Here is a 25,466-nt window from a genome sequence, read left to right on the forward strand (position 1 = left end):
AGCCGGTCCGGGCGTTGACAAGCACCGCGTCTCAAAAAGTGGAGTCAACCTTGGCCATCGCTTGCGCGATGGCCATTTTTTTTTGAGCTACTGGCATCCGGGCCAGGGCCGCGAGAAATACTTGAAAGCGATCGCTTTGGAGCTTGAAGATGGATGTGCTTGAAGAACTTGAGCTGGCCAGCGAGCAAGTGTTCGATGGCAGCTTGCTCAGTGTCTGGCGTGATCGCGTGCGCTTGCCGGATGGTACTGAGGGCAGGCGCGAATACATACGCCACCCCGGTGCTGTGGTTGTCGTGGCCTTGCTGGGTGATGGTGGGATTCTCTTCGAGCGGCAGTTTCGCTATCCCCTGCGTCGCGCCTTCATCGAACTGCCGGCGGGCAAGATCGACAGCGGAGAGGATATCCTCGACTGCGCCCGGCGCGAGTTGCGTGAAGAGACCGGCTATGAGGCCGCAGAGTGGCGCTACGTTGGAGTGATGCATCCCTGTATCGGCTATTCCGACGAGCGCATCGAGATCTTCCTTGCCAAGGGACTCAGCTACCTTGGACATCAGCGGGATGAGGGGGAGTTTCTGGAGTTGTTGACCTTGACGCGGGAAGAAGTCGAAGGGGCGATACACGCCGGTGAGATTACCGATGGCAAGTCCATCGTCGCGCTCTATCGCTGTCTGCCCCTGATCGGAGTCTGACACTCAGCGGGGCGCGCATCTGCCAGGAGGGCGCTTCTTGTCACGCACTAATCGGTGCTGCTGCGGTAGGGCGCGCGTTCGTTCAACTCGTCCAGATAAAAACTCATGTGCTGGCGCTCGCGGCCGAGGAAGTCGTCAACTGCCGTGCGAAAGCGGGGGTCGGCGATCCAGTGCGCCGAGTGCGTCTTCACCGGCAGGAGACCGCGCGCGACTTTGTGTTCGCCCTGGGCGCCACCCTCGAAGCGCTGCAGCCCATGCGCAATGCAGTGCTCGATCGCCTGGTAGTAGCACAGTTCGAAGTGCAGGAAGGGCAGGGGCTCGACGGCTCCCCAGTAGCGCCCGTACAGCGTTTCTTCGTCGCGCAGGAAGAAGGCGCACGCCACCGGCACGCCGGCACGTGCGGCGACAAGCAGCACGACCTGTTCGGGTCGTGCGCGCGCAAGGCGAAGAAAGAAATCCAGATTCAGGTAGGGCGTTGAGCGGTGCAGGGCGTAGGTGTTTGCATAGCAGCGGTACAGAAAGTGCCAGTCCTCGTGCGTTGCGGTGTGGCCATTAAGCCAGCTCAGGGAGAGCCCGTGCGCGCTTGCGCGTCGCCGCTCCTGGCGGATCTTCTTGCGTTTGTCGTGATTGAGGCTGCCAAGGAAGGCGTCGAAGTCGGCATAGGGTGAGCCGTCCGTGCCGGTGTTGCTCCAGCGGAACTGCACGCCTTCACGCAAGGACAAGCCGTTCTGCTGCAAGGACGCGAGCTCGCGTTCGCCAGGAAAGAGTACATGGAGGGAGGACAGGGCGCTGCTTTCAGCGAGTCTGCTTACCCCGGCCATCAACCGCTCGCGTGCCCGGGGATCCTGCCCGAGTACACGCGGGCCGGGCACGGGCGTGAATGGAATCGCACACAGCCATTTGGGATAGTAATCGAGGCCGTGGCGCTGATAGGCCTCTGCCCATGCCCAGTCGAAAACGTATTCTCCCCAGGAGTGCGTCTTGAGGTAGAGCGGCATCGCAGCGGCCAGGCGTCCGTCCGTCCACAGCGTTGCGTGGCGGGGTGTCCAGCCGCTGGCCTCACCTACGCAGCCGCTGGCCTCCAGTGCGTGCAGGTAGGCGTGGTGCAGGCACGGGGTGGGCGCAGGGGGTAGCAGTGCATCCCAATCCTGAGGGGCGATGTCCGCGATCGAGCCGAGCAGCCTGAATTCATCGGGACTGGTCATGAGCGAAACTTGAATGACTTGGATGCGTGCCGCACGGGGGTGTCGCCTCATTATTGTGCAGTGCGAAGATACGCTGCGGCGGCAGCCACTTGCAAGCCTTGTCCCCTGCTTATCCACAGTCTTGCACACCCCGTGTGTGGGTTTAATTGCCGGCTCGCGTGTGATGCGACGCAAGGATCGCGAAGCGGTATAGTTTCGCCCCATGAACACGAACTCTCGAACTTCCCTCACCCTGGCCGTCGCACAGCTCAACCTCACCGTGGGCGATGTAGTCGGCAATGCCGACGCCATCATCGCGGCGATCGGCCGTGCTCGCGCCGCGGGCGCTGACTTGCTGCTCACCCCGGAACTGGCCTTGTCGGGCTATCCGCCTGAGGATCTGCTGCTGCGGCCGGACTTCTATCGTGCCTGCGAGCGCGAGACGCAGCGCATTGCGGCGGCCGCCGGCGAGCTCTGCGTCGTGCTGGGGCGCCCGGTCGCGATCGGTGCGGCGCGCTTCAATGCCGCGTCGGTGCTCCGGGGTGGCAAGGTGGAGCGCAGCTATTTCAAGAATCTTCTTCCCAACTACGAGGTCTTTGACGAGGAGCGCTACTTCGAGGCTGGGGTCGATGCCTGTGTGTTCGACCTCAAGGGGCTGCGCCTGGGGGTGAGCATCTGTGCCGATATCTGGGAGCCCGGTCCGGCCGAGGCCGCGCGGGCCGCCGGCGCGCAGGTGCTGCTATCGCTTAACGCATCGCCCTATCACATGAACAAGCACGCGCAGCGCCTGCAGGTACTGCGCGACCGTGTGCGCGAGACCGGCCTGGCAGTGCTCTATTGCAACATGGTGGGTGGTCAGGATGAGCTGGTGTTTGACGGCGGCTCGTTTGCGCTCGACCACGACGGTCGCCTTGGCTATGCCGCCCCTGCGTTCGAGGAGCGTGTCGATATCCTGCGTTTTGATGGTGCCCGCTGGCAGAGCGAACTCAAGGCCGTGCCGCAGGGCCTGGAGGCAGGCGTGTACGAAGCGCTCAAGCTGGGGGTGCGAGATTATCTCGACAAGAATCGTTTTCCGGGCGCGATCATCGGGCTTTCGGGAGGACTGGATTCCGCGCTGACGCTGGCGGTGGCGGTGGATGCGCTCGGTGCCGAGCGAGTCAGGGCGGTGATGATGGCCTCGCCCTATACGGCGCAGATGAGCCTCGACGACTCGCGCGAAATGGTCGCCCGCCTCGGGGTGCGTTACGACGAGATCCCCATCGAGCCTGCAATGCAGGTTTTTGCGCAGCTGCTCGAAGCGCAGTTCGCCGGCTTGCCGGCCGATACCACCGAGGAAAACCTTCAAAGTCGTATCCGCGGCATGATCCTGATGGCCTTGTCGAACAAGACGGGCGCAATCGTGCTGACCACCGGCAACAAGAGCGAGATGGCAACCGGCTACGCTACCTTGTATGGAGACATGGCCGGCGGTTTCGCGGTGCTGAAGGACGTCTACAAGTCGCTCGCATTCCGTCTCGCGCGCTGGCGCAACACCCTTGGCCCGGTGATCCCGCAGAACATCATTGATCGACCGCCTTCGGCCGAACTGAAGCACGACCAGACCGACCAGGACAGTCTGCCGCCGTATGAGATGCTCGATGCGATCATCGAAGCCTACATGGAGCGCGATCAGTCTCCGCGCGAGATCATTGCCGCCGGTTTTCCCGAGGCCGAGGTGCGGCGCACTGTATCGATGCTCACACGCAGTGAGTACAAGCGCCGCCAGGCGCCGGTGGGCGTTCGGGTGACGCAGCGTGGTTTCGGCAAGGATTGGCGTTATCCGATAACATCGCGTTATCAAGATGAGTTTTAATGATTACCGCAGGCTTTTGTTGCCGCGGGTGAACATGATCAGGAGAAGTGGATGAAGAAGATCGAGGCGATCGTCAAGCCGTTCAAGCTGGATGAGGTCAGGGAGGCCTTGTCGGAGGTGGGGATCACCGGCCTCACCGTCACCGAAGTGAAGGGTTTCGGCCGCCAGAAGGGGCATACCGAACTCTATCGTGGAGCCGAGTACGTGGTGGACTTCCTGCCCAAGATCAAGGTTGAGGTGGTCGTCACCGATGAGCTGGTCGATGCGGCCGTCGAGGCCATCGTCAAGGCCGCCCACACCGGAAAAATCGGCGATGGCAAGATCTTCATCATGGCGGTGGAGCAGGTGATCCGCATCCGTACCGGTGAGACCAACGAAGCGGCGATCTGATGATTCAGCGCTGGGCGCTGCGCTGCGAGGCGTTTTGTGCGCGCAGCAGCACCAGCAGCGCGCCGCCGCCGCCGTCGTGCGGCCCCGCCTGACAGAAGGCCAGAATCTCTTCGCGCTGCGCCAGCCAGCCGCGTGACAACTGTTTGAGGATGGATACCTTTCCGGGTGATCCATGCCCCTTGCCATGGATCACCCGGATGCAGCGCCTGCCCTGCAGCAAGCTGTCATGCAGGAAGTGCGCGAGCGCGGCGCGCGCCTCGTCGCGTATCAGCCCATGAAGGTCGACCTGTCCCTGCAACACCCAGCGCCCGCGGCGCAGGTCGGTCAATATCCGGCGTGGCAGCCCCGGCCGCAGGAAGGCCGCTTCCTCGCCCATGTCGATCCTGTCCTCAAGGGTCAGCGGCGCGACGAGCGATTCGCTGAGCGCGGCGCGCTCGTCCTCTTCGCGCTTGATCGGGCTGGGCTGAGGCGCGGGGCGGGCGAGTTCGATGCGATTGCGGGTGTCGATCGGGCGCAGCTCACCGACCACTGCGCGAAACAGTTCAGCGCTGTCGGCCAGCTCGGTCTCGGCCGGCAGCACGAGTGCGTCCGGGCGTTGTGCCGGCGCTGCGCGGGACGCAGTCCGGGCTGAGGCGAGGTGTCGCCGCGGGGTACTGAGCTCGATCCGACCCGTGTCGCGCAGCGGCACGACGCCGTCGTAGGCGGCACTGAGAGGGTCGGTGCTGCCCTTGTGCGCAGACGCCTGCTCCATGTCTTCGTCGATCGGCTGGCGCGGACGGGGTACGGGGGCAGGGCGCGGACGTTCGATCTCGACCCGGCCGTGGCTGCGGATCGGCGTACTGGGTCCGACCAATTCACGGAATAGCGCCAGTTCGCTGTCGTGCCCGGTTTGTTGCCCGGCGGGCCGGGGTGAGTCGGCGTGCTTGAGCGCTTCCGTGTCGCTTCGGTCAGCGTCGTGCCGTGTCTGGGGCGGGCTTGACTTGCCGGTGGGTGGCGGTGAGGGCGGCGCTTGTTCTGCTTCCCGTTTCTCCCGCAAGGTTCTGCGCAAGGCGGCGAAAGCACCGCTGCCAGCAGCGGCGGTGCTTTTCGGCTCGCTGCCCCCGGCTGTGCGCGCTTGTGCGCGCTCAGCCGGGCGAGGAACGGGACGCGAACGACGACTCATCGCTGCCTTCAGCCAGCGAGCCCGTCGAGGTAGCGCTCCGCGTCGAGTGCCGCCATGCAGCCGGTGCCCGCCGAGGTCACCGCCTGTCGGTAGATGTAATCCTGCACGTCACCCGCCGCGAACACGCCGGGAATGCTGGTCTGGGTGGCGTTGCCGTGGCGACCCCCGGTGGTGACGATGTAGCCACTGTCCATCTCCAGCTGGCCCTCGAAGATGTCGGTGTTGGGCTTGTGGCCGATGGCGATGAACACGCCTTGCAGCGCTACATCGCGCGTCGCGCCGCTGTTGACATCCTTGATACGCATGCCGGTGACCCCGCTGCTGTCGCCCAGCACCTCGTCCAGGGTCGCGTTGGTCGCGAGCTCGATGCTGCCGGCAGCGACCTTTTCCATCAGCTTGTCGATCATGATCTTTTCGGCGCGAAACTGTTCGCGACGGTGCACCAGGGTGACTTTCTTCGCGATGTTGGAGAGGTAGAGCGCTTCCTCGACCGCGGTGTTGCCGCCACCGATCACTGCCACGTCCTGCTTGCGGTAGAAGAAACCATCGCAGGTTGCGCAGGCGGACACGCCGCGGCCGGAGAACTTCTCTTCCGAGGGCAGGCCGAGGTACTTCGCGGTGGCGCCGGTGGCGATGATCAGGGCGTCGCAGGTGTATTCGCCTGCATCCCCGATCAGACGAAAGGGCTTCTCGGTCAGCTTCACGGTGTGGATGTGATCGGAGATCATCTCGGTGTTGAAGCGCTCGGCGTGCTTCTGAAAACGCGCCATCAGTTCCGGCCCCATCACGCCGTCGGCATCTGCAGGCCAGTTGTCGACTTCGGTCGTGGTCATGAGCTGGCCGCCCTGGGCGATGCCGGTGATCAGCACCGGTGCCAGATTGGCGCGTGCAGCATAGACCGCAGCGCTGTAGCCGGCGGGACCGGAGCCGAGGATGAGCAGGCGGGCGTGTTTGGTGGTCATCGGAGAGCGATCCTGTAAGTGTGCGAACGGAGCCGGGATTATAGCCGAGCCCCTTCGAGCATCGCTGCGATGAGGGTCGTCAGGCGTGGACACGCCCGCAAACCGGGGTGACGGCGTTCGTACCACTGCGATTGATCGCGGGTATTCGTTTACACTGTGAAATAAGTCGTAGACATGCCTGTTTTAATGGATTTTTCGCGGAGTCAGCATGACCAAATCCACCGCAGTATCCGTCATCGCCCTCAAGACCTTCCCGCTGTTTCAGGGGCTTTCCGACGAAGTGCTTGCCAATGTCGCCCGCGTCTCGATGATGCGGCGGATCGCGCGCGGACAGTCGGTGGTCAACGCGGGCGATCGCTCCGATTACGTCTATTTCGTCCTCACTGGCAGCCTCAAGGTGATCGTGAGCGACGAAGACGGCCGTGAGGTCATCCTCTCCATCCTTGGCCAAGGCGAGCTGTTCGGCGAGATGGGCATGTTCGACGAGCAGCCGCGCTCGGCGTCGGTGGTGGCGGTGGTGCCAGCGGATCTGGTGTTGATCGCCAAACAGGATTTTCGCCTGATCATGCGCGAACACTTCGATGTCGCCTGGCGCATCATGTGCAACCTCGCCAGCCGCTTGCGCAACGCTGACCGCAAGATCGAGAGCCTGGCGCTGATGGATGTCTATGGTCGCGTCGCGCGTTTGCTGATCGAGATGTCCGAAGATGTCGGCGGCGAGTCGGTGGTGGTGCGCAAGATATCCAAGCAGGACATCGCCAAGATGATAGGCGCCTCGCGCGAGATGGTGAGCCGTGTGATGAAGGATCTCAGCCAGCAGGGTCTGATCGAGGAGCGGCCGCAGGGGATCGTGCTGTGCGAACGGCTTGGCGAGGCGTGATCTGCCGCGGCCGGGTGCGCTGACACCGGGTCAGGCCCTGCGCTCGTCGTGCCGGGGGCGGGCGCCGGTGCGATGAAGACGGCGAGCCCGGCTTTGTGAGCATGCGCAACGCCGCCGCCGGGGGCTGCGGTGCATCGCTTATAATCGACGCTGTTGTTTCATTCAGGCTGTCCGCCGTCGCCCCATGCTGTCTCGCTCGTCGTCCCGCTCCCAGCCTTTGCCCGAAAAGATTTCGCTACTGCTGCAGGAAGCGCGCTGGCTGATCCTGGGCGTGATGTCCCTTTACGTGGGGCTGATCCTGATCGGTTACAGCAAGGCCGATCCTGGCTGGTCGCACGCGGCTGATGTTGCCCGGGTTGCCAATCCGGGGGGGCGCTTCGGCGCCTGGCTGGCGGATCTGCTGCTTTATCTGTTCGGCGTGTCTTCATGGTGGTGGGTGGTGTTTCTCGGTTACAGCCTGCTGTGGGGTTTCCGTCGCTTGAAGAACCGCCTGACGCTCGATCACCGCTCCTTCGTCTTCGTCCTGCTGGGCTTTGTTTTCGTACTGCTCACCAGCAGCGCGCTGGAGTTCATGCGCTTCCACACGCACGCGGCGGATGTCCCGCTGGCCCCGGGCGGGCTGCTGGGCATGGAGCTCGGCGGGCTGACCCAGCGCTACTTCGGCTTCACCGGCGGCACCTTGTTGCTGCTTGCGCTGATGGCCTCAGGGTTGTCGCTATTTACCGGGGTGTCCTGGCTCGCGGTGGCGGAGCGCGTCGGTCTGTGCGTGGAGCGGGCGGTGTCTACGGTGCTGCAGGGTGCGCAGCGCTGGCGAGAGGGGCGGGCAGAGCGTGGACGCTTGCAGAAACGCGAAACCGTGGTGGAGACTCGCCGTCGCCGCGTCGACAAGGCAGTCGCTGCGCCCTTGCGCATCGAACCGGCAGCAGTCTCGGTGCCAAAGTCCGAACGCGTCGAACGCGAGCGCCAGCAAACCTTGTTCTCCGATGTGACTGAAGGCGTCATCCCGCCGGTGATGCTGCTCGACCCGGCATCGGGCGAGCTTGATCCGCCTTCGGCCGAGGCGCTGGAATCCACTTCGCGCCTGATCGAGACCAAGCTCGCCGAGTTCGGCGTTGAAGTGAAGGTGCTCGCCGCCTATCCAGGGCCGGTGATCACGCGCTACGAAATCGAGCCTGCCACCGGCGTCAAGGGCAGCCAGGTGGTCAACCTGGCGAAGGATCTGTCGCGCGCGCTGTCGCTGGTCTCGGTGCGCATGGTGGAGACGGTGCCGGGCAAGTCGTGCATGGCGCTCGAGTTGCCCAACCCCAGGCGCCAGATGGTGCGCCTGTCGGAGATCATCGGCTCGAAGGTCTATCAGGACATGGCGTCGCCGCTCACGGTCGTGCTGGGCAAGGACATCGGTGGCCATCCGGTGGTGGCCGACCTGGCCAAGATGCCGCACCTGCTGGTGGCCGGCACGACGGGTTCGGGCAAGTCGGTCGGCATCAACGCCATGATCCTGTCACTGCTCTACAAGAGCGAGCCGGACCGCGTGCGCCTGATCATGGTCGACCCGAAGATGCTGGAGTTGTCGATCTACGAAGGCATCCCCCACCTTCTGGCGCCGGTCGTCACCGACATGAAGCACGCCGCCAATGCACTCAACTGGTGCGTGAGCGAGATGGACAAACGCTACAAGCTCATGTCCGCGCTCGGCGTGCGCAACCTGGCGGGCTTCAACAAGGCGGTGGTGGAGGCGCGCAAGGCCGGGGCGCCGCTCACCAACCCGTTCTCGATCACCCCGGACAGCCCCGAGCCGCTCGACACCCTGCCTTACATCGTGGTGGTCGTCGACGAGCTCGCCGACATGATGATGGTGGTGGGCAAGAAGGTGGAAGAGCTGATCGCCCGCCTCGCACAGAAGGCGCGTGCAGCCGGCATTCACCTGATCCTCGCCACCCAGCGCCCCTCGGTGGATGTGATCACCGGCTTGATCAAGGCCAACGTGCCCACGCGCATTTCCTTTCAGGTCTCAAGCAAGATCGATTCGCGCACCATCCTCGATCAGATGGGCGCGGAGACCCTGCTCGGGATGGGCGACATGCTCTATCTGGCACCTGGCACCGGCCTCCCGGTGCGGGTCCATGGCGCCTTCGTCGCTGACGAAGAAGTGCACAAGGTCGTCGACCACCTCAAGCGCATCGGCCCGCCCGACTATGTGGAAGGCATCCTTTCGGCAGCCGAAGACGATCTCGAGGGTGCCCTGGGCGTGGGGGGCGAAGGCGGTGACGAGGAAGCTGACCCGCTTTACGACCAGGCGGTCGAGATCGTGGTCAAGACGCGCCGTCCCTCGATCTCGCTGGTGCAGCGTCACCTGCGTATCGGCTACAACCGCGCCGCCCGCCTGATCGAGCAGATGGAGCGCGCAGGGCTGGTGTCGGCAATGGGCAGCAACGGCAATCGTGATGTCATCGTGCCGGCCAAGGAGAGCGAGTGATGAAGATGGGGTCTTGCGTACGAGCTTCGGCCAGCGCCATGCTGCGTGGCGTGCTGGCGACAGCGCTGATGGCGACCAGCGCCCTGGCGTTTGCGACCGACGGCATCGCGCAGCTGCGCCAGTTCGTGGCGGCCACGCCGAGTGCGGAGGGTGAGTTCGAGCAAACGGTGCTCGCTCAGTCCGGGCGCAAGCCGCAGCAGGCTTCCGGCCATTTTGCCTACGCGCGGCCTGGCCGTTTCAACTGGGAGTACGAGCGCCCCTACCGGCAGATCCTGATCGGTGATGGGGTCAACTTGTGGACCTGGGATCCGGACCTCAACCAGGTGACCGTGCGCGCGATGGGTGACGCGCTGGGCGCCACGCCGGCGGCGATCCTGTTTGGCAGCGGCGAGCTCGACGAGGGTTTCGTGCTCACCGAAGGTGGCAGGGAGGGTGAGCTGGCCTGGGTGGAGGCGCGCCCGCGCCAGGCCGACAGCGGCTTCGAGTCGCTGCGCATCGGCTTGCAGGGCGGTCAGCTGCGGCGCATGGAGATGCGCGACAATTTTGGCCAGACCACCTTGATCCGCTTTACCCGCCTGGCACCGAACCCCCAGCTCGCCACCGACCGTTTCCGCTTCGTGCCGCCGTCCGGTGCGGACGTGATCGGCGACGCTGCGGCGCCTGCGCGCTGAACCACATGCGCTGCTGAAGCCTGTCCTGATGGCGGATCTGTTCGAATCCCTGGCGCCGACGCAGGTGCCGCTGGCCGAACGCATGCGACCGAAGTCGCTCGCGGAGGTGGCCGGGCAGACCCATCTGCTCGGCGCGGGCAAGCCCCTGGCGCTGGCTTTTGCTGCGCGCAAGTCGCATTCGATGATCCTGTGGGGCCCGCCGGGGGTGGGCAAGACCACGCTCGCGCGCTTGATGGCGGAGGGTTTCGATGCCGAGTTCGTCGCCCTGTCCGCAGTTTTTTCGGGCGTCAAGGAGATTCGCGAAGCGATTCAGCAGGCGCAACAGGCAAAGGCCCGCGGTCGTCACACCCTGCTGTTTGTCGATGAGGTGCATCGCTTCAACAAGGCGCAGCAAGATGCCTTCCTGCCCTATGTCGAACAAGGCCTGGTGACCTTCATCGGTGCCACCACCGAGAATCCATCCTTCGAGGTCAATTCAGCCCTGCTCTCGCGTGCGGCGGTGTATGTGCTCGAACCGCTCGACGCCGAGGCGATGACGGCGCTGTTCGAGCGTGCGCAGGCCTTCGCCTGCCCGCAGCTGGGGTTCGACGACGACGCGCGTGCGCGCATGATCGGCTTTGCCGACGGCGACGCGCGACGCTTGATGAATGTGATCGAGCAGGTGCAGGTGGCGGCGCAGACTGCTGCAGTGGAGGCGGTGAGCGCGGACTTCGTCGATGCGGCCTTGTCGCAGAGCCTGCGCCGTTTCGACAAGGGCGGCGAGGCCTTCTACGATCAGATCTCGGCCCTGCACAAGGCGGTGCGCGGCTCGGATCCTGACGCTGCCCTGTACTGGCTGTGCCGCATGCTGGATGGCGGCGCAGACCCGCTCTATCTCGGCCGGCGGCTGATTCGCATGGCGGTGGAAGATATCGGCCTGGCCGATCCGCGCGCGCTCGAGATGAGCTTGAACGCCTGCGCCACCTACGAGCGCCTGGGCTCGCCCGAGGGCGAGCTCGCGCTTGCACAAGCCACGCTTTTCCTTGCCTGCGCTGCCAAGTCGAACGCGGCCTACAAGGCCTACAAGGCCGCGCGCGAGTTCGTCAAGCGCGACGGCTCACGGCCGGTGCCGCTGCATCTGCGCAACGCGCCCACGCGCCTGATGAAGGATCTGGGTTACGGCAAGGCCTACCGCTACGCACATGATGAGCCGCATGCCTATGCGGCGGGCGAGAGCTATCTGCCCGAGGGCGTGGCGACGCCAAACTGGTACCGCCCCACCACGCGCGGCATGGAAGCGCGCATCGGCGAAAAACTCGCCCACCTGCGTGCCCTGGACGAAGCCGCAGGGGGCAAGGCGGGCGGCGCTGGTCGCAGTGCGCGCGCGGATGATCAGTCATGAAGCGGGCGCACACGGATTCGGCCTGTGCTGCCTGCATTTTCCCTTCCCATCCCAAGTCGATGACTCTTTGACGATTCCAGGAAAACCCGATGCTCGACATACAAGTTCTGCGTAACCAGATCGATACCGTTGCCGACCGCCTCGCCAGCCGCGGCATGCAATTGGACAGTGCGCTCTTCATTGAACTCGAGGACGAGCGCAAGCAGTTGCAGACCCGCACTCAGGAGCTGCAGGCCAGGCGCAACACCTTGTCCAAACAGATTGGCATGCTCAAGGCGAAGGGCGAGGACGCCACTGCGGTGCTGAGCGAGGTGGCGCAGCTGGGTGAGGAGCTCAAGGCCTGCGAACAAACGCTGCCGGGCGTGCTCGAGCGCATGAATGACTTCGTCGCCCGTCTGCCCAATCTGCCGCACGAAAGTGTGCCGGTGGGCGTGGATGAGCGTGACAACGTCGAGCAGCGGCGCTGGGGCACGCCGCGTCAATACGATTTCGAGGTGCGCGACCATGTCGACCTGGGCGCACCGCTGGGGCTGGATTTCGAGACCGGCGCCAAGCTGTCGGGCTCGCGTTTCGCCTTTCTGCGCGGACCGGTGGCCCGTCTGCATCGCGCCCTGGCGCAGTTCATGCTCGACACCCACACCCTAGAGCACGGCTATACCGAGTGCTACACGCCTTACATCGTCAACCGCGAGGCCTTGTTCGGTACCGGACAGCTGCCCAAGTTCAAGGAGGATCTGTTCTGGGTGCTGCGCGGCGGTGATGAGGAAGGGCTGGAGCAATATCTGATCCCGACCGCCGAGATCACGCTCACCAACAGCGTGCGCGAGGACGTGCTGGCGCTCGACGCCTTGCCGATCCGCATGACCGCGCACAGCCCCTGCTTTCGTTCAGAGGCGGGCAGCGGCGGGCGCGACGTGCGCGGCATGATCCGCCAGCACCAGTTCGACAAGGTGGAGATGGTGCAGGTGGTCGAGCCTTCCACCAGCTACGACGCGCTCGAGCAGATGGTGGGCCATGCCGAGGCCATCCTGCAAAAGCTCGAACTGCCCTACCGCGTGATCACGCTGTGCACCGGCGATATGGGTTTTTCCGCGACCAAGACCTACGACATAGAGGTGTGGCTGCCGGCGCAGAACACCTTTCGCGAAATATCCAGCTGCTCCAACTGCGAAGCCTTTCAAGCCCGTCGCATGCAGGCGCGCTACAAGAACGCGCAGGGCAAGAATGAGCTGGTGCACACGCTCAATGGCTCGGGTCTGGCGGTGGGGCGGACCTTGGTCGCGGTGCTGGAAAACTGCCAGCAGGCCGATGGCTCGATCCGGATTCCGCAGGCCCTGGTGCCCTACATGGGTGGCGTGGAGCTGCTCGAACCCGCGCTCTGATTGAAGCTCAGCCGGGCGGGCCCAGCCGCAGCTGCGGCGGGCTCAGTGCCGGCTCATAGGGCGCTTCCAGCCCTTCGAGAATGTCGTGAAAGTTGCGCACGTTTTCGGTCATCACCACCGCTTCGCCGCCGCGTGCGGGGCCGGACTTGAGGCGCTGCGCGTATTCGGGCCGTGACATCAGCGGCAGCACCGACTTCATGTCCCACCACGAGTGCTCGTCCTTGCCCAGCCCACGCGCGATTGAACGTGCGCCATTGAGGTGGCCCATGCCCAGGTTGTAGGCCGCGGTCGCCATCCAGGTGCGATCCGGCTCGGCCACCTCGGCGGGCAACTGTTCCATCAGCATGTCGAGGTAGCGTGCTCCGCCCAGGATGCTCTCGCGCGGGTCGAGGCGGTCCTTTACCCCCAGGCGGTCCGCAGTGTCCCCGGTCAGCATCATCATCCCGCGCACGCCGGTGAATGAGGTCGCCTGCGGGTCCCAGTGCGATTCCTGATAGGCGACGGCGGCGAGATAGCGCCAGTCGATGCCGGTGCGCGCCTGGGCCTCATGGAAGAATGCGCGGTAGCGCGGCAGGCGCTCGCGGATGCGCGTGAGGAAGGTGGTGATGGCGGCATCGTCTAGGCGTCGGACGTGGCCAAAGTGGCGATCGGCAAGGCGTGCCAGTCGGCCGCTGGCGCTGAAGGCGGCGATGAAGGCGTCGACCGCGGTGGCCAGACCCTCGTCCTCGGGGGCGAGCGCCCACGCGATGCTGGAGCGCCCGGGCAATTCGTACACGATCTCAAGCTCGGGATGGATGCGCGCCGCGAAGGCGTAGTGCAGACGGTCGGTGGCGACGAGGTCAAGCGCGCCGCGCGCCAGCTCGGCGAGCAGTTTTTCTTCACCGGCCTTGATCGGGAAATGCACGTTGAGCGCGGGCAGGCGCTTGCGGATGGCGCTGATCCTGTCGGCCGGCAGGCTGCCGCGGCGTACGGACACCGTGCGCCCCGCGAGCCGGTCTTCGGTGTTGACCGCAGGCCCGTCGTTGCGGCCGACGATGACGTATTCCACCTCGCGCAGCGGTGCAGACCAGCGCAAGGGCAGGCGCTCGTTTTGACCCAGCCCGGCGGCCGCCATGTGCACCTGGCCATTGATCACCGCATCCAGCGCACGTGCTGCGTCAGGGTAGGGGACGAACTTGACCGGCACACCGAGCGCGTCGCCCAGTGCCAGCAGCAGCTCGTGCTCGAAGCCGCTGGCGTGGCCCTCGTCATCGATGCGGTAGGAGATCGCATCGTGGCGCGTGGCGACCCGCAATTCGCCTTGGCTGCGGTAGTCCGTCACCCGCGGCCTGTCGGTGGGGCCACAGGCATTGAGCAGCAGGCTCAGCGCCAGCAGGCTTGCCAGTGCGAGGCGGTGCGGCAGACGTGACAGCAATCGGGCCATCGTGCATTCCTTGGCCGGACTGCTGCTCAGGCCGGGCGCGGGGCGGTGGGTGCGGCCGTCCAGGCGTGGAAGCTCTCCAGCAGCGAGAGCAAGGCCGGCACGAAGAAAAGCACGAGTATCGCCGAGAATCCAAGCCCGAAGGCAATCGAGGTCGCCATCGGGATCAGGAACTGGGCCTGCAGCGAGCTCTCGAAAAGCAGTGGCGTGAGCCCGCCTATGGTGGTCAGTGAGGTCAGCAGCACCGCGCGCAGGCGGCCGCATGAGGCCCCGACCAGGGCCTCGTTGAGGCCTTGGCCCTGCTCGCGCAGCTCCTTGAACAGGCTGACGAGGATGATGGAGTTGTTGACCACGATGCCGGACAGGCCGAACAGACCGAACAGCGACAGGATGGTGAGCTGTACATCGAGCAGCCAGTGGCCGAAGAGGGCGCCGGCAAGGCCGAGCGGGATGGCCGACATGACCACCAGCGGCCAGCTCCAGGACGAGAACGACCACACCAGCACCAGATAGATGAGGCCGAGGCCAAGGATGATGCCGTTCTTCATGTCTTCCATGGTCTCGCGCTGGTCGGCGGAGCGGCCCTCGAAGCTGAACTCCACCCCATGCCTTTGCGCCAGCCGCGGCAGCGTGTCGCGCGTCAGCTCCGCCTGGATCGCGTTGGCGTTGTTCACCCGTGGATCGACCGCCGCCGACACCTCCACCGCCAGCCGACCTTCGGCGTGGCGCAGGGCCTCGAAGCCGCGGCGTGACTCCCAGCTTGCCACCGTTGCCAGCGGGGCAAAGCGGCCGTCGGGGAGGCTGACGGTGATGCGATCGAAGACGTCGAGGCGGCTGCGTTCGGCACGCGGCAGCATGACGCGCACCTCGAGCTCGTCGCGCCCCACCTGCACGAGCTGCGCGAGACTGCCATCGAAGGCGGCACGCAACTGACGACCCAGGCTTTCAGTGCTCAGGCCGAGGGCTTCGCCCGCCGGGGTGAGGCGGTAGATGAGCTGTTCACGACCGAAGGGCATGTCGTCCTCGGTTTCACTGACACCGGCGATGCTCTTCATGGACTCAGCGAGCTCGAGTGCAGCGGCCTTGAGCCGGTCGGCGTCGTCGCCCATCAGGCGCACGTTCAGGTCGCGTCCAGGCGGGCCGGACTGGCGTGCGGTGAAGGTGAGCATCTCGATGCCGGCCACGGCGCCGAGTTTTTCCCGCCAGGTGGCAAGAAAGCGCTCGTTGCGCACCTCGCGTTCGTCCGAGGGGCTCAGTTCGACCATGATCGCGGCGAGCTGGTCACCGCGTGGCCCGGTGGCGCCGGCGCTGGCAATGGTGCCGCCGAGACGGGATACCGCCGTGCGTACCAGCCCGCCGCCGAGCTCGGACTCCGCCTCGAACAGCGCGCGCTCCAGGTCTTGCAGGAAGGCTGCGGTGTGCGCGCGTGGCGTGCCTGCAACGAAGGTGGCATTGGCATACATCACCTGGCCTTCCGGAGTGGGAAAGAACACAAACCCCAGGCGACCGCCCGCGAGCAGGCCAATGGCGAGGACCATCAGGGCGAGGGTGATGGCAATGGTGGTGGCGCGCCAGCTCAGCGCGCGCTCGACCAGCGGACGAAAGCGCTGATCACGAAAATGCGCAAAGCCGGCATCGAGACGTTGTCTCAGCCTGGAGGTGTGCTGGCCGGCCTTGCCCGCCAGTGCGAGCGTGAGGTGAGCGGGCAGGATGAGGAAGCTCTCGAGCAGCGAGGCCATGATGACCATGATCATCACGAAAGGGATGTCGCCCAGAATGTTGCCGACCACCCCGCCGACCAGCATCAGCGGAATGAAGGCGGCGATGGTGGTGAGCGAGGCGGCCACCACCGGCCACAACATGCGCTGTGCGCCACCGAGCGCGGCCTGCCCCGGGCTTTCGCCCAGGCGGCGATGGGTGTCGGCGTCTTCGCTGACCACGATCGCGTCATCGACGATGATGCCCAGGGCCATGATGAGCGCGAACAGACTCATCATGTTGATCGTGCCACCGAAGAACAGCATCAGCCCCAGGGTGGCGAGGAAAGCGGTGGGTACGCCGATCATGACGCAGAACGCAACCCGCATCGGCAGGAAGAAATACAGCACCGCCACCACCAGCAGCAGCCCTGACAGGCCGTTGTTGACCAATAGTTCGATACGGTCGCGGATGAGCTGCCATTGGGCGTCGAACACCTCCAGACGGATGGAGGCGGGCAGGGTGGGGCGGGTGCTTTCCAGCCAGGTTTCGAGGACCTTCGCGGCCTTGAGCGAGTGTCCGCTTTCGCTGCGCTGGAGCTGCATCTCGACCACCGCGTCGCCGCGCTCGAAGAGGGCGAGCTGGCCCGTGCGGGGCTCACGGCTCAGGGTCGCGATCTCGCCCAGACGCACCACACCTTGCGGGTCGCTGAGGATGGGCAGGGAGGCAAAAGCTTGTGCGCTGCGGCGTTGCTCAAGGCCACGAATTTCGCGTGCGCCGTCGGCCTCGCCGGCGATGCCAGCGGGCACGTCGCGCGCGAACTGGCTGACGCGCTCGCCGATCTGCTGCAGTGAGAGGCCTAGCGTCTCGAGTGCGGCCGCAGGCACCTCGATGGCGATGCGCTCCTCGGGCAAGCCGGTGATATTGACGCGGTCAATGCCGGCGGCGAGCAGCTCGGCTTCGAAGCGGCGTACCCAGGGGCGCAGCTCGTCGACGCTGCTGCCGCGTACCAGCAGGCGCGCGATCGGGTCGTAGCGTGATATGCGGCTGACTTCGGGAGGTTCGGCGTCACGCGGAAGATTGCGGAATTCGTCGACGCGCTGGCGGGCCTGGTCGAGCGCGAGCAAGGCATCGGTGCGCTCGTTCAATTCGAGGGTGATGCTTGCCACCCCTTGCGCCGAGGTCGAGCTCATGCGCTTGAGGCCGTCGACCGTCTTCAGGCGCTCCTCGAGCGGCGCGGTGATGCCGACTTCGATGTCCTCGGCTGACGCGCCACTCCACACCACGCGCACCGAGATCACATCGAGATCGAAGGTGGGGAAGAACTGCACGTTCATGCGCGTGACGCCGATCACCCCAAGCACGAAGGCGAGCAGCATCAACACGTTCGCTGCCACCTTGTGGCCGGCCAGCATGCGCATGAAGCCTGAGTTCATGCTGCGCCCGCGCTGCGTGCGGCGGGCGCCGTCCTGCTCTCGGGCTGGATCACCTCAACCGCGAGACCGTCGATGGCGTGCGGCAGATGGGTCACCATCACCGTGCTGCCGGTGTCCAGCTGCGGCGCGCGCACCAGCAGGCGCACCTCCTCACCCTCGCGGCGCTCTCCGACTCTGCTCACGCGCACGCCGACCAGGCGTTCGTCCTGCACCATGTAGACGCGATCGCCACCGTGCAGTGCCGCGGGTGGAAGGGCAATGACGTCGTCGACCTGTGGGCGTTGCAGCACCGCATTCAGAAACGCCCCTGCCGGCACCGGGTTGCTGTCGACGAGGCGCAGCAGCACCTCCACGCCACGTGCGTCAGCCTCACCCGCGATGCGTTCGAGCTGCGCCAGCACGCGCTGGCTACCGAAGTCGGCCTCGGCGCGCAGCACCTCGCCACGGTGCAGCGCGCTGCGCAACTCCTCCGCATAAATGGCGGGGACGCGGGCACGCAGGAACAGCGCGTCGGACGCGTACAGCGTGAGCAGGGTCTGCCCGGCTTGCACCTGATCGCCTGCCGCAACCTCGACCTTGCCGATGCGGGCGTCGAAGGCAGCGGTGATCTCGCCGCGCTGCGCATCACGGCGCGCTTCCGCCAGCCTGGCCTGCAACTGCGCGAGTCGGGCAGGATGCTCGGCGATGGCCTGCTCGCGCTGGCTCAGCATGAGCTGCACGCGGGCCGCCTCCTCGCGCGCCTGGTCGAAGGCGCTTTCCGCACCCAGGCGCGCATCCTTGAGTTTTTCGAAACGCGCGACCTTGGCCTGCGCCAGGGCCAGCAGCGTCTTCTCCTGGCGCACGGCGTCGACATCGAAGCGCTGGCGGATGTGCTCGCGCTCGACATCGGCTTGCGCCTGCGCGAGGCGTGGCTGGAGGTCGCGCGGATCGAGGCGGGCAAGCACGGTGCCGGCGGTCACGCGGTCTCCGTCACGCGCGTTGAGCTCCAGGATGCGACCGCCCACCGGTGCTGCGGCGCGCACCTGGTCGGGGGCCTCGACACGCCCATAGAGGACGAGGGTGGGCTGGACGGAGGACGTCTGGGCAGTCAGGGCTTCGATCTGCCATACGCGCTCACGAGCTTCAACGGGTGAAGGTGCGGGACGCGTGGCACGTAGCGCTGCAAAGCCGCCAAGGGCGATGAGCAGGATGAAAAGCGGAAGGAAGCGGCGCATGAAGAGCTTGCCTGTCGCCGCGAGGCGGCTGTGGTCTATTAGTGGGTGCTTATTCTACGCATGCGCCTGCGCCTGCGCATGCTGTGCGTCGTGTGCGGCCATCATTCATGGTCGCCGGTCCTGCAGCCAGTTCGCCTCCCAGGCTGCAAGCTCTGGAAAGTAGTCGGACAACTTGCGCTGCAATTCAGTTTCCAGCGCCTCGAGCCGCTCCCGCAGTGAAGCGTCGATTTCACCGACCGTGATCGGTTCAAACTCGATGATGAGGTTGCCGCACGGGCGGCCTGCGCGTGCGGGAAAGCCTTCACCATGAAAACAGACTGAGCGCGCGCTCGCGGTGCCGGCGTCCACCTTCACCGTGCGCTCGCCACCCGGGTGCGGGATGCGCACCTCGCCACCCAGCAGCAGCCGGAGCGCACTGAGGGGGCGCTGCAGCAACAGGTCCCGGCCGCGGCGTGAGTACAGCGCATGGGGGCGTAGCCGGATGTGCAGGTGGAGGTCGCCGGGGCGAGCGACGAACTCGGGATGCGGTTCGCCTTCGCCGGCCAGGCGCAGGCTGTCGCCATCGATCAGGCCGGCGGGCAGACTGAGCGCCAGCCAGCGCTCCACGCTTTGCTTGCCGCTGCCCTCACAGCTTGGGCAGGCTTCAACGCTGCGATAGCCGCGCCCGGCGCAGACCGGGCAGTGCTGCAGACGGTCGCTGCTGCGCACGCGCCCCGTGCCGCGACAGGGGGTGCACAGGCGAGTGAAGCTGAGCTTGACTTCGCCCCTGCCTTCGCAGTGCGTGCAGGGGGCCGACTGGCTCAGCCTGATCTGCTTGCTGCCACCGCTGAAAGCCTCTTCAAACTCAAGCTCCAGTTCCATGAAGCGGTCAGCGCCGCGCACATCAGAGTCGGGTGCAGTGGAACTCGCCGCGCCGTGCCCGGAGGAGGTCGCCGTGTCCTGCTCCGGGGCTGCGGCGCCGTCGGCAGCCGCTGTGCTCAAGGCGTCGAGCAGGCGGTCGTGGGCGCGGCGCAGGGCCTTGAAGTGCTCGGTGGCGACGGGGTCGTCGTTGCGGTCGGGGTGCCAGTGCATCGCCAGACGTCGAAACGCGCGCTTTATGTCGGTCGGGCTCACGCCCGGTTTCAGACCGAGCAGCTTGTACGCGTCGCGCATTTTTTGGCGTCCGCTGGGCGTTGACACGGGGACCCGGTGCGGGTCGTGAGAGGGCTGGAGAGCGCAGGCGGCCCAGTTGCGTGCCTGCATGGTGCGCCGAAAATGCAAAAGGCCCGGTCCGAAGACAGGGCCTTTTGCTTGAATCTGGCGCGCCCGGAAGGATTCGAACCTCCTACCCCCTGGTTCGTAGCCAGGTACTCTATCCAGATGAGCTACGGGCGCAATCTCGAAACATTTAAAGCCCGTTGTCGAAAGGCCTGAAAAGCTGGCGCGCCCGGAAGGATTCGAACCTCCTACCCCCTGGTTCGTAGCCAGGTACTCTATCCAGATGAGCTACGGGCGCTTATTGCTGCACTGCAAAGAGGCGAGATTATAACGACTAATCTTGCTTCTTCAAAGTTGTTTGGCGGAGAGGGTGGGATTCGAACCCACGGTAGGCTTGCACCTACGCCTGATTTCGAGTCAGGTACATTCGACCACTCTGCCACCTCTCCGCTCGAAGGTCGGCATTATAGGGGGTATTCAGTGGATGTAAATGCCTTGTGCCGAACTTTTTACGCGGTCGTGGCCTGGGGGGCCATCTCCTCATAGGCGCGCACGGCCTCGGCCGCATACATCAAGGCCGGACCGCCGCCCATGTAGGTGCATACGGCGAGTGTTTCCATGATCTGCTCGCGACTGGCGCCCAGGCTCAGCAAGGCCTTGATGTGAAAGCCGATGCAGGCGTCGCAACGCTGAGTCACGGCAATCCCGAGCGCGATCAGTTCCTTCTGCAGTTCAGTCAGCGCGCCGTCCTTCAGAGCGCCCTTGGCCATTGCGCCGAAACCCTGCATCGTTTCCGGATTTTCCTTGCGCAGCGTGGCAAGCGCCCTGGAGACGTCGGTGGTGATCTGAACGAAGGACTTGGACATTGATGCAACTCCGTATTTTAGGATTTGCTTATTTTAAGCCGAAATCAATGCGGGTCGGCATCGCCATCATCGATTGGCGCATCCACTGCGTGAATTCGGGATGAGTGCAGCCAGCCCACGCCTGCATCGGGTGGGAAAAGTCAGCACGGCGCGGGCCCGAATGCGATCAATGCGGGCGCTTGTCGCGCTCGATGAGGGCGTAGGCCGAATGGTTGTGAATGGATTCGAAGTTCTCGGACTCGACCACGTAGGCGTCGATGCGGGGCTCGGTGGTGAGCAGCCCGGCGACGTCGCGCACCAGGTCCTCGACGAACTTGGGGTTGTCGTAGGCGCGCTCGGTCACCCACTTCTCGTCCGGACGCTTGAGCAGGCCGAACACTTCGCAGGATGCCTGGCTCTCGACCAGTTGCACCATGTCCTCGATCCACAGGTGATCGTTGAGCACCGCGGTGACGGTGATGTGGGAGCGCTGGTTGTGCGCGCCGCGATCCGAGATTTTCTTCGAGCACGGACACAGGCTGGTCACCGGCACCACGATCTTCATGGTGAACTCGTAGCGGCCGCCGGCGCTGATTTCGCCAATGAAGCTCACTTCATAGTCCATCAGGCTCTGCACCCCGGACACGGGTGCTGATTTGTTGATGAAGTAAGGGAAGCTCATCTCGACATGGCCGGTCTCTGCTTCCAGGCGCTCGACCATTGCGCGCAGCATGGGCTCGAAGGACTCAACCGAGATGTCGCGCTCGTTGGAGTTCAGGATCTCGACGAAGCGCGACATGTGGGTGCCCTTGAAGTCGTGGGGCAGGCCGACGTACATGTTGAAATTGGCGACCGTGTGCTGCACGCCACCGGTCTTGTCGCTGACCTTGACGGGGTGGCGGATCGACTTGATGCCGACCTTGTTGATTGCGATCTGACGCGTGTCCATGCTGCTCTGGACGTCGGGCATGGGCACATCGAAGGGGGGAGTCATGAGCAATTCTCAAGAAAATGCGGCGCAAGGGCGAAGCGTGCGCAAGATGTGCGGACAGGTTGACGGTTAATTGCAACCTGGTTGCGATTGGGTGCACATCTTAGCTTTCCTGACAAAAATGCTCAACTATCGCGCTGATACAGTGCGTTGATGCTGGCGAGAATGCCGGCTTCGTCAAGGCCGACGGAGGCCAGCAACTGCGCCTGATCGCCATGGTCGATGAAGTGATCGGGCAGGCCAAGGCGCAGCATGCGGGGGCGCTGGGCCAGCGTCTCCACCACGCGTGACACTTCGGCGCCGGCGCCGCCGATGACCGCGTTTTCCTCGAGTGTCACCAGCAGCTCGTGGTGCGCTGCGAGTTCGAGCACGAGCGCTTCGTCCAGTGGTTTGATGAAACGCATATTGACCACGGTGGCGTCGAGCGTCTCCCCGACACCTTCGGCAAGGCTGACCATGCTGCCAAAGGCGAGCAGGGCGATACGCGTGCCCTGGCGTCGCACCTGGGCCTTGCCGATGGGCAGCGCACTCATCTTGGCGGCAGGTGCCACGCCGCTGCCGCTGCCGCGTGGATAGCGCACCGCGCTCGGTCCCGCATGCTGGGTCGCCGTGTGCAGCATCTGGCGGCATTCGTTCTCGTCTGCAGGTGCCATCACCACCATGTTGGGGATGCAGCTGAGGTAGGACAGGTCGTAGGCACCATGATGGGTGGCGCCGTCCGCGCCCACCAGGCCGCCACGGTCGATCGCGAACACCACCGGCAGGTTCTGCAGGGCGACATCGTGGATCAGCTGGTCGTAGGCACGCTGCAGGAAGGTGGAGTAGATCGCCACCACTGGCACGAAGCCCTCGCAGGCCAGCGCGGCGGCGAAGGTGACGGCGTGCTGCTCGGCGATGCCGACGTCGAAGTAGCGCTCCGGATGCTCCTGTGCGAAGCGCACCATGCCCGAGCCCTCGCGCATGGCTGGGGTGATGCCGACGATGCGCGCATCAAGCGTGGCCGCGTCGCACAGCCAGTCGCCGAAGACCTGGGTGTAGGTGAGCTTGCCGGCGGTCTTCGCGGTCTGAATGCCGGCGGTGTGGTCGAATTTCGAGACCCCGTGATAGAGGATGGGGTCGGCCTCGGCGAGCTTGTAGCCCTGGCCCTTGCGGGTGATCACATGCAGGAACTGCGGGCCCTTGAGCTTCTTCAGGTTGTTCAGGGTCGGGATCAGGGCGTCGAGGTCATGGCCGTCGATCGGGCCGTAATAGTGGAAGCCGAACTCCTCGAACAGTGTGCCCGGGCTGAGCATGCCCTTCGCGTACTCCTCGACCTTGCGCGCGAGCTCGGCCACCGGCGGCGCAATGCCGAGCACCTTCTCGCCCACGCGCCTTGCGGTGTTATAGGTCGAGCCCGAGAGCATGCGCGCGAGTATCTTGGTCAAGGCACCGACGGGCTGGGAAATCGACATCTCGTTGTCGTTGAGGATCACCAGCAGGTTGATGTCGTTCATGTCGCCGGCGTTGTTCAGCGCCTCGAAGGCCATGCCGGCGGACATTGCGCCATCGCCGATGACGGCGACGGCGTGGCGGTCTTCCTTGCGGCTGCGGGCGGCCACGGCCATGCCCAGCGCAGCCGAAATCGAGGTCGATGAGTGCGCGGTGCCAAAGGTGTCGTATTCGCTCTCGCCGCGCCGCGGAAAGCCCGAGATGCCGCCCCAGTGACGCAGACTGGACATGGCTTCGCGCCGGCCGGTGAGGATCTTGTGGCCATAAGTCTGGTGACCGACATCCCACACGATGCGGTCATGCGGCGTGTTGAAGACGCGATGCAGGGCGATCGTGAGTTCGACCGTGCCCAGGTTCGACGACAGGTGGCCCCCGGTCCTGGAGACGGACTCGATCAGGAAGGCACGCAGTTCATTGGCCAGGGTGTTGAGTTGGCGGCGCTCGAGGGCGCGGAGGTCGGTGGGGGTGCTGATGCGTTCCAGGGTCGGATAGGACATGTGCGGTCCGGTGCAGAGTCGTTATTGTCGTGGGCGTTCGGGTCGTGGACGTCGATGCGCCGGCTTCGATGGTGCGAGTCCGAGCTCAAAAGGCGCGGTGCACGATGTACTCAGCCAGGGATTCGAGGCGCGCGGCTGGGGGGCCGAAGGGCAACAGTGTCGCACGTGCATCGGCCAGCATGTCATCGGCAAGAGCCCTGGCGTGGCTCAGCCCAAGCAGACTCACATAGGTGGGCTTGTCGTTTTTTGCGTCCTTGCCAGCGGTCTTGCCCAGGGTGGCGGTGTCCGCCTCGGCGTCGAGAATGTCGTCCACCACCTGGAACAAGAGCCCCACCACCTTTGCGTAATGGTCCAGGCGCTGTAGTTCTTCGGCATCCAGCGTGCGTCCGGCGCGCGCGCCAAGCAAGACCGAGGCGCGGATGAGGGCGCCCGTCTTGCGGATATGCATGAACTCCAGCTCAGCGCGGCTGGGCTGGGTGCCGACGGCGGCGAGGTCGATGGCCTGGCCACCCGCCATGCCGCGCGAGCCCGAGGCCTGGGCGAGCATTTCAACCATGCTCAGCTGGCTTGCTGCATCGTCGGCCACCGCTGCCTCGACCAGTACCTGGAAGGCGAGTGTTTGCAGCGCGTCGCCGACCAGCAGCGCCGTGGCCTGATCGAATGCGACATGCACGGTGGGCTTGCCGCGGCGCAGCACATCGTTGTCCATGCACGGCATGTCGTCATGGACCAGGGAGTAGGCGTGGATCAACTCCACCGCGCAGGCAACGCGATGCAGGCGCTCGCGTGGCGCGCCGGAGAGCGCGCCGGCGGCATGCACCAGCAGCGGGCGTACGCGCTTGCCGCCGCCAAGCACGGCGTAGCGCATGGCGGCGTGCAAGCGCTGTGGCGCGATGTCGGCCTCAGGCAGCAGTTCTTCGAGTGCGCTTTCGGTGTGCTGCTGGACTTGCCCCATCCATTCCTGGAATGACGGACTTGCGCTCATGTTTCTTTTCCTTCGACGGCGAAATCGACCAGGGCTTCGCCCTCGAGAACCTTTACGCGCTGCTCGGCGCTGGCGAGCGTGCCCTGACAGTAGCGCAACAGGCTGACGCCGCGTTGATAGCGCGCAAGGGCGTCTTCAAGCGCGAGCTTGCCGGATTCCATTTCCTGCACGATGGTTTCCAGTTCGGATACCGCGGCTTCGAAGGACTTGGGAGTGGCGGCCGACTTTGGCATGGATGAGCACCTGGGCGGCAAAGGCGGGAAAATAACCGATCGACCGTGTGGCGGTCAAACTGCGGCTGTCATAGACTAGCTGGTTTATTTTCCGGATTTTCGTCCGTAACTAGGATTCGGGGATGACCGACATCGCTTCCAAGGCGCAGCTGGCGCAGGCGGGTTCGCAGCTGCCTGTTTCGTGGTACTTCGATGAACGTGTTTTCGAGCTGGAGAAAAAGCTCCTCTTCGACGCCGCAGCGGGCTACGTCGGCCATGAGTTGATGGTGCCCGAAGTCGGAAACTACCGCTCCCTCGAATGGCTCGATCATTCCAAGTTGTTGCTGCGTACCGACAGCAGTGTGCATCAGATGGGCGTTGGTGCACTATTAACAAACGCTTATATAACAATGGCCTAGATTCTGAGATTTTGGCATGATTCGCCCCTTTCCCC

20 protein-coding genes, 3 tRNA genes and 1 pseudogene are annotated in these 25,466 nt (G+C 64.9%); 9 read left to right on the forward strand and 15 right to left on the reverse strand.

The window, feature by feature from the left end; translation table 11 throughout:
• The first annotated feature begins 149 nt into the window (after positions 1–149).
• A complete protein-coding gene (locus M622_RS23270) occupies positions 150–689 on the forward strand; it encodes an NUDIX domain-containing protein (protein ID WP_021247969.1) in 540 nt (179 codons plus the stop codon).
• 47 nt (positions 690–736) lie between these two features.
• On the opposite strand, the gene M622_RS23275 is transcribed toward M622_RS23270, so the two are convergent.
• Positions 737–1,894 carry a GNAT family N-acetyltransferase gene (locus tag M622_RS23275; RefSeq protein ID WP_021247970.1) on the reverse strand — a complete coding sequence of 386 codons (1,158 nt, stop codon included), beginning with the start codon at positions 1,892–1,894 and terminating at the stop codon, positions 737–739.
• A 202-nt stretch (positions 1,895–2,096) separates the two neighbouring features.
• Between M622_RS23275 and M622_RS23280 the strand changes: the two genes are divergently transcribed.
• Positions 2,097–3,725, forward strand: coding sequence for an NAD+ synthase (locus M622_RS23280; protein WP_021247971.1), 1,629 nt, complete (start codon positions 2,097–2,099; stop codon positions 3,723–3,725).
• A 51-nt stretch (positions 3,726–3,776) separates the two neighbouring features.
• A complete protein-coding gene (locus tag M622_RS23285; protein ID WP_021247972.1) occupies positions 3,777–4,115 on the forward strand; it encodes a P-II family nitrogen regulator in 339 nt (112 codons plus the stop codon).
• A gap of 4 nt (positions 4,116–4,119) precedes the next feature.
• Here the strand turns inward: M622_RS23285 and M622_RS0119800 are convergent, their stop codons facing one another.
• Both M622_RS0119800 and trxB read right to left on the reverse strand, forming a co-directional pair.
• On the reverse strand, positions 4,120–5,277 hold the full coding sequence (locus M622_RS0119800) for a Smr/MutS family protein (RefSeq protein ID WP_031346194.1): 1,158 nt from the start codon (positions 5,275–5,277) through the stop codon (positions 4,120–4,122).
• Between the two features lie 8 nt (positions 5,278–5,285).
• Positions 5,286–6,239, reverse strand: a complete 954-nt coding sequence (gene trxB, locus M622_RS23290) for a thioredoxin-disulfide reductase (RefSeq protein ID WP_021247974.1) — start codon at positions 6,237–6,239, stop codon at positions 5,286–5,288.
• 208 nt (positions 6,240–6,447) lie between these two features.
• Between trxB and M622_RS23295 the strand changes: the two genes are divergently transcribed.
• The 5 genes from M622_RS23295 (at position 6,448) to serS (ending at position 13,029) form a co-directional block, all read left to right on the forward strand.
• Positions 6,448–7,119: a Crp/Fnr family transcriptional regulator gene (locus tag M622_RS23295; RefSeq protein WP_021247975.1), complete on the forward strand. Its 672-nt coding sequence runs from the start codon at positions 6,448–6,450 to the stop codon at positions 7,117–7,119.
• Positions 7,120–7,303: 184 nt separating this feature from the next.
• Positions 7,304–9,595 (forward strand): DNA translocase FtsK, encoded by a 2,292-nt coding sequence (locus tag M622_RS23300; protein WP_031346196.1) that lies wholly within the window; start codon positions 7,304–7,306, stop codon positions 9,593–9,595.
• Complete coding sequence (gene lolA / locus M622_RS23305; protein WP_031346197.1) at positions 9,595–10,266, forward strand: outer membrane lipoprotein periplasmic chaperone LolA; 672 nt, start codon at positions 9,595–9,597, stop codon at positions 10,264–10,266. The genes M622_RS23300 and lolA overlap by 1 nt, the downstream gene beginning before the upstream one ends.
• Before the next feature lie 28 nt (positions 10,267–10,294).
• Positions 10,295–11,647: a replication-associated recombination protein A gene (locus M622_RS23310; RefSeq protein ID WP_021247978.1), complete on the forward strand. Its 1,353-nt coding sequence runs from the start codon at positions 10,295–10,297 to the stop codon at positions 11,645–11,647.
• A gap of 89 nt (positions 11,648–11,736) precedes the next feature.
• Complete coding sequence (serS, locus tag M622_RS23315; protein ID WP_021247979.1) at positions 11,737–13,029, forward strand: serine--tRNA ligase; 1,293 nt, start codon at positions 11,737–11,739, stop codon at positions 13,027–13,029.
• 7 nt (positions 13,030–13,036) lie between these two features.
• Here the strand turns inward: serS and mltF are convergent, their stop codons facing one another.
• The 12 genes from mltF to M622_RS23375 form a co-directional block, all read right to left on the reverse strand.
• Positions 13,037–14,452, reverse strand: a complete 1,416-nt coding sequence (gene mltF, locus M622_RS23320) for a membrane-bound lytic murein transglycosylase MltF (protein ID WP_021247980.1) — start codon at positions 14,450–14,452, stop codon at positions 13,037–13,039.
• Positions 14,453–14,478: 26 nt separating this feature from the next.
• Positions 14,479–17,583 carry an efflux RND transporter permease subunit gene (locus M622_RS23325; protein ID WP_021247981.1) on the reverse strand — a complete coding sequence of 1,035 codons (3,105 nt, stop codon included), beginning with the start codon at positions 17,581–17,583 and terminating at the stop codon, positions 14,479–14,481.
• A complete protein-coding gene (locus tag M622_RS23330; protein WP_021247982.1) occupies positions 17,580–18,797 on the reverse strand; it encodes an efflux RND transporter periplasmic adaptor subunit in 1,218 nt (405 codons plus the stop codon). The genes M622_RS23325 and M622_RS23330 overlap by 4 nt, the downstream gene beginning before the upstream one ends.
• Before the next feature lie 105 nt (positions 18,798–18,902).
• The gene (locus tag M622_RS23335; protein ID WP_021247983.1) at positions 18,903–19,949 is read right to left on the reverse strand and encodes a DnaJ C-terminal domain-containing protein; all 1,047 of its coding nucleotides are present in this window, start codon (positions 19,947–19,949) and stop codon (positions 18,903–18,905) included.
• A 145-nt stretch (positions 19,950–20,094) separates the two neighbouring features.
• Positions 20,095–20,171, reverse strand: a tRNA-Arg gene (locus M622_RS23340).
• 44 nt (positions 20,172–20,215) lie between these two features.
• Positions 20,216–20,292: transfer RNA gene (locus M622_RS23345), tRNA-Arg, on the reverse strand.
• A 61-nt stretch (positions 20,293–20,353) separates the two neighbouring features.
• A tRNA-Ser gene (locus tag M622_RS23350) sits at positions 20,354–20,443 on the reverse strand.
• A 60-nt stretch (positions 20,444–20,503) separates the two neighbouring features.
• Complete coding sequence (locus tag M622_RS23355; protein WP_021247984.1) at positions 20,504–20,860, reverse strand: carboxymuconolactone decarboxylase family protein; 357 nt, start codon at positions 20,858–20,860, stop codon at positions 20,504–20,506.
• Positions 20,861–21,026: 166 nt separating this feature from the next.
• Positions 21,027–21,833 carry a GTP cyclohydrolase FolE2 gene (gene folE2, locus M622_RS23360; RefSeq protein WP_021247985.1) on the reverse strand — a complete coding sequence of 269 codons (807 nt, stop codon included), beginning with the start codon at positions 21,831–21,833 and terminating at the stop codon, positions 21,027–21,029.
• A gap of 122 nt (positions 21,834–21,955) precedes the next feature.
• The gene (gene dxs / locus M622_RS23365) at positions 21,956–23,815 is read right to left on the reverse strand and encodes a 1-deoxy-D-xylulose-5-phosphate synthase (RefSeq protein WP_021247986.1); all 1,860 of its coding nucleotides are present in this window, start codon (positions 23,813–23,815) and stop codon (positions 21,956–21,958) included.
• Positions 23,816–23,900: 85 nt separating this feature from the next.
• Entirely contained in the window at positions 23,901–24,800 is a 900-nt protein-coding gene (locus tag M622_RS23370) for a polyprenyl synthetase family protein (protein ID WP_031346201.1), read from the reverse strand.
• Positions 24,797–25,033: an exodeoxyribonuclease VII small subunit gene (locus M622_RS23375; protein WP_021247988.1), complete on the reverse strand. Its 237-nt coding sequence runs from the start codon at positions 25,031–25,033 to the stop codon at positions 24,797–24,799. The genes M622_RS23370 and M622_RS23375 overlap by 4 nt, the downstream gene beginning before the upstream one ends.
• 122 nt (positions 25,034–25,155) lie before the next feature.
• Between M622_RS23375 and M622_RS23380 the strand changes: the two are divergent.
• Positions 25,156–25,386: pseudogene (locus M622_RS23380) on the forward strand (aromatic ring-hydroxylating dioxygenase subunit alpha); the annotation flags it as partial.
• Between the last annotated feature and the right edge of the window lie 80 nt (positions 25,387–25,466).

It is taken from the genome of Thauera terpenica 58Eu, assembly GCF_000443165.1.
GTDB classification, from domain to species: domain Bacteria; phylum Pseudomonadota; class Gammaproteobacteria; order Burkholderiales; family Rhodocyclaceae; genus Thauera; species Thauera terpenica.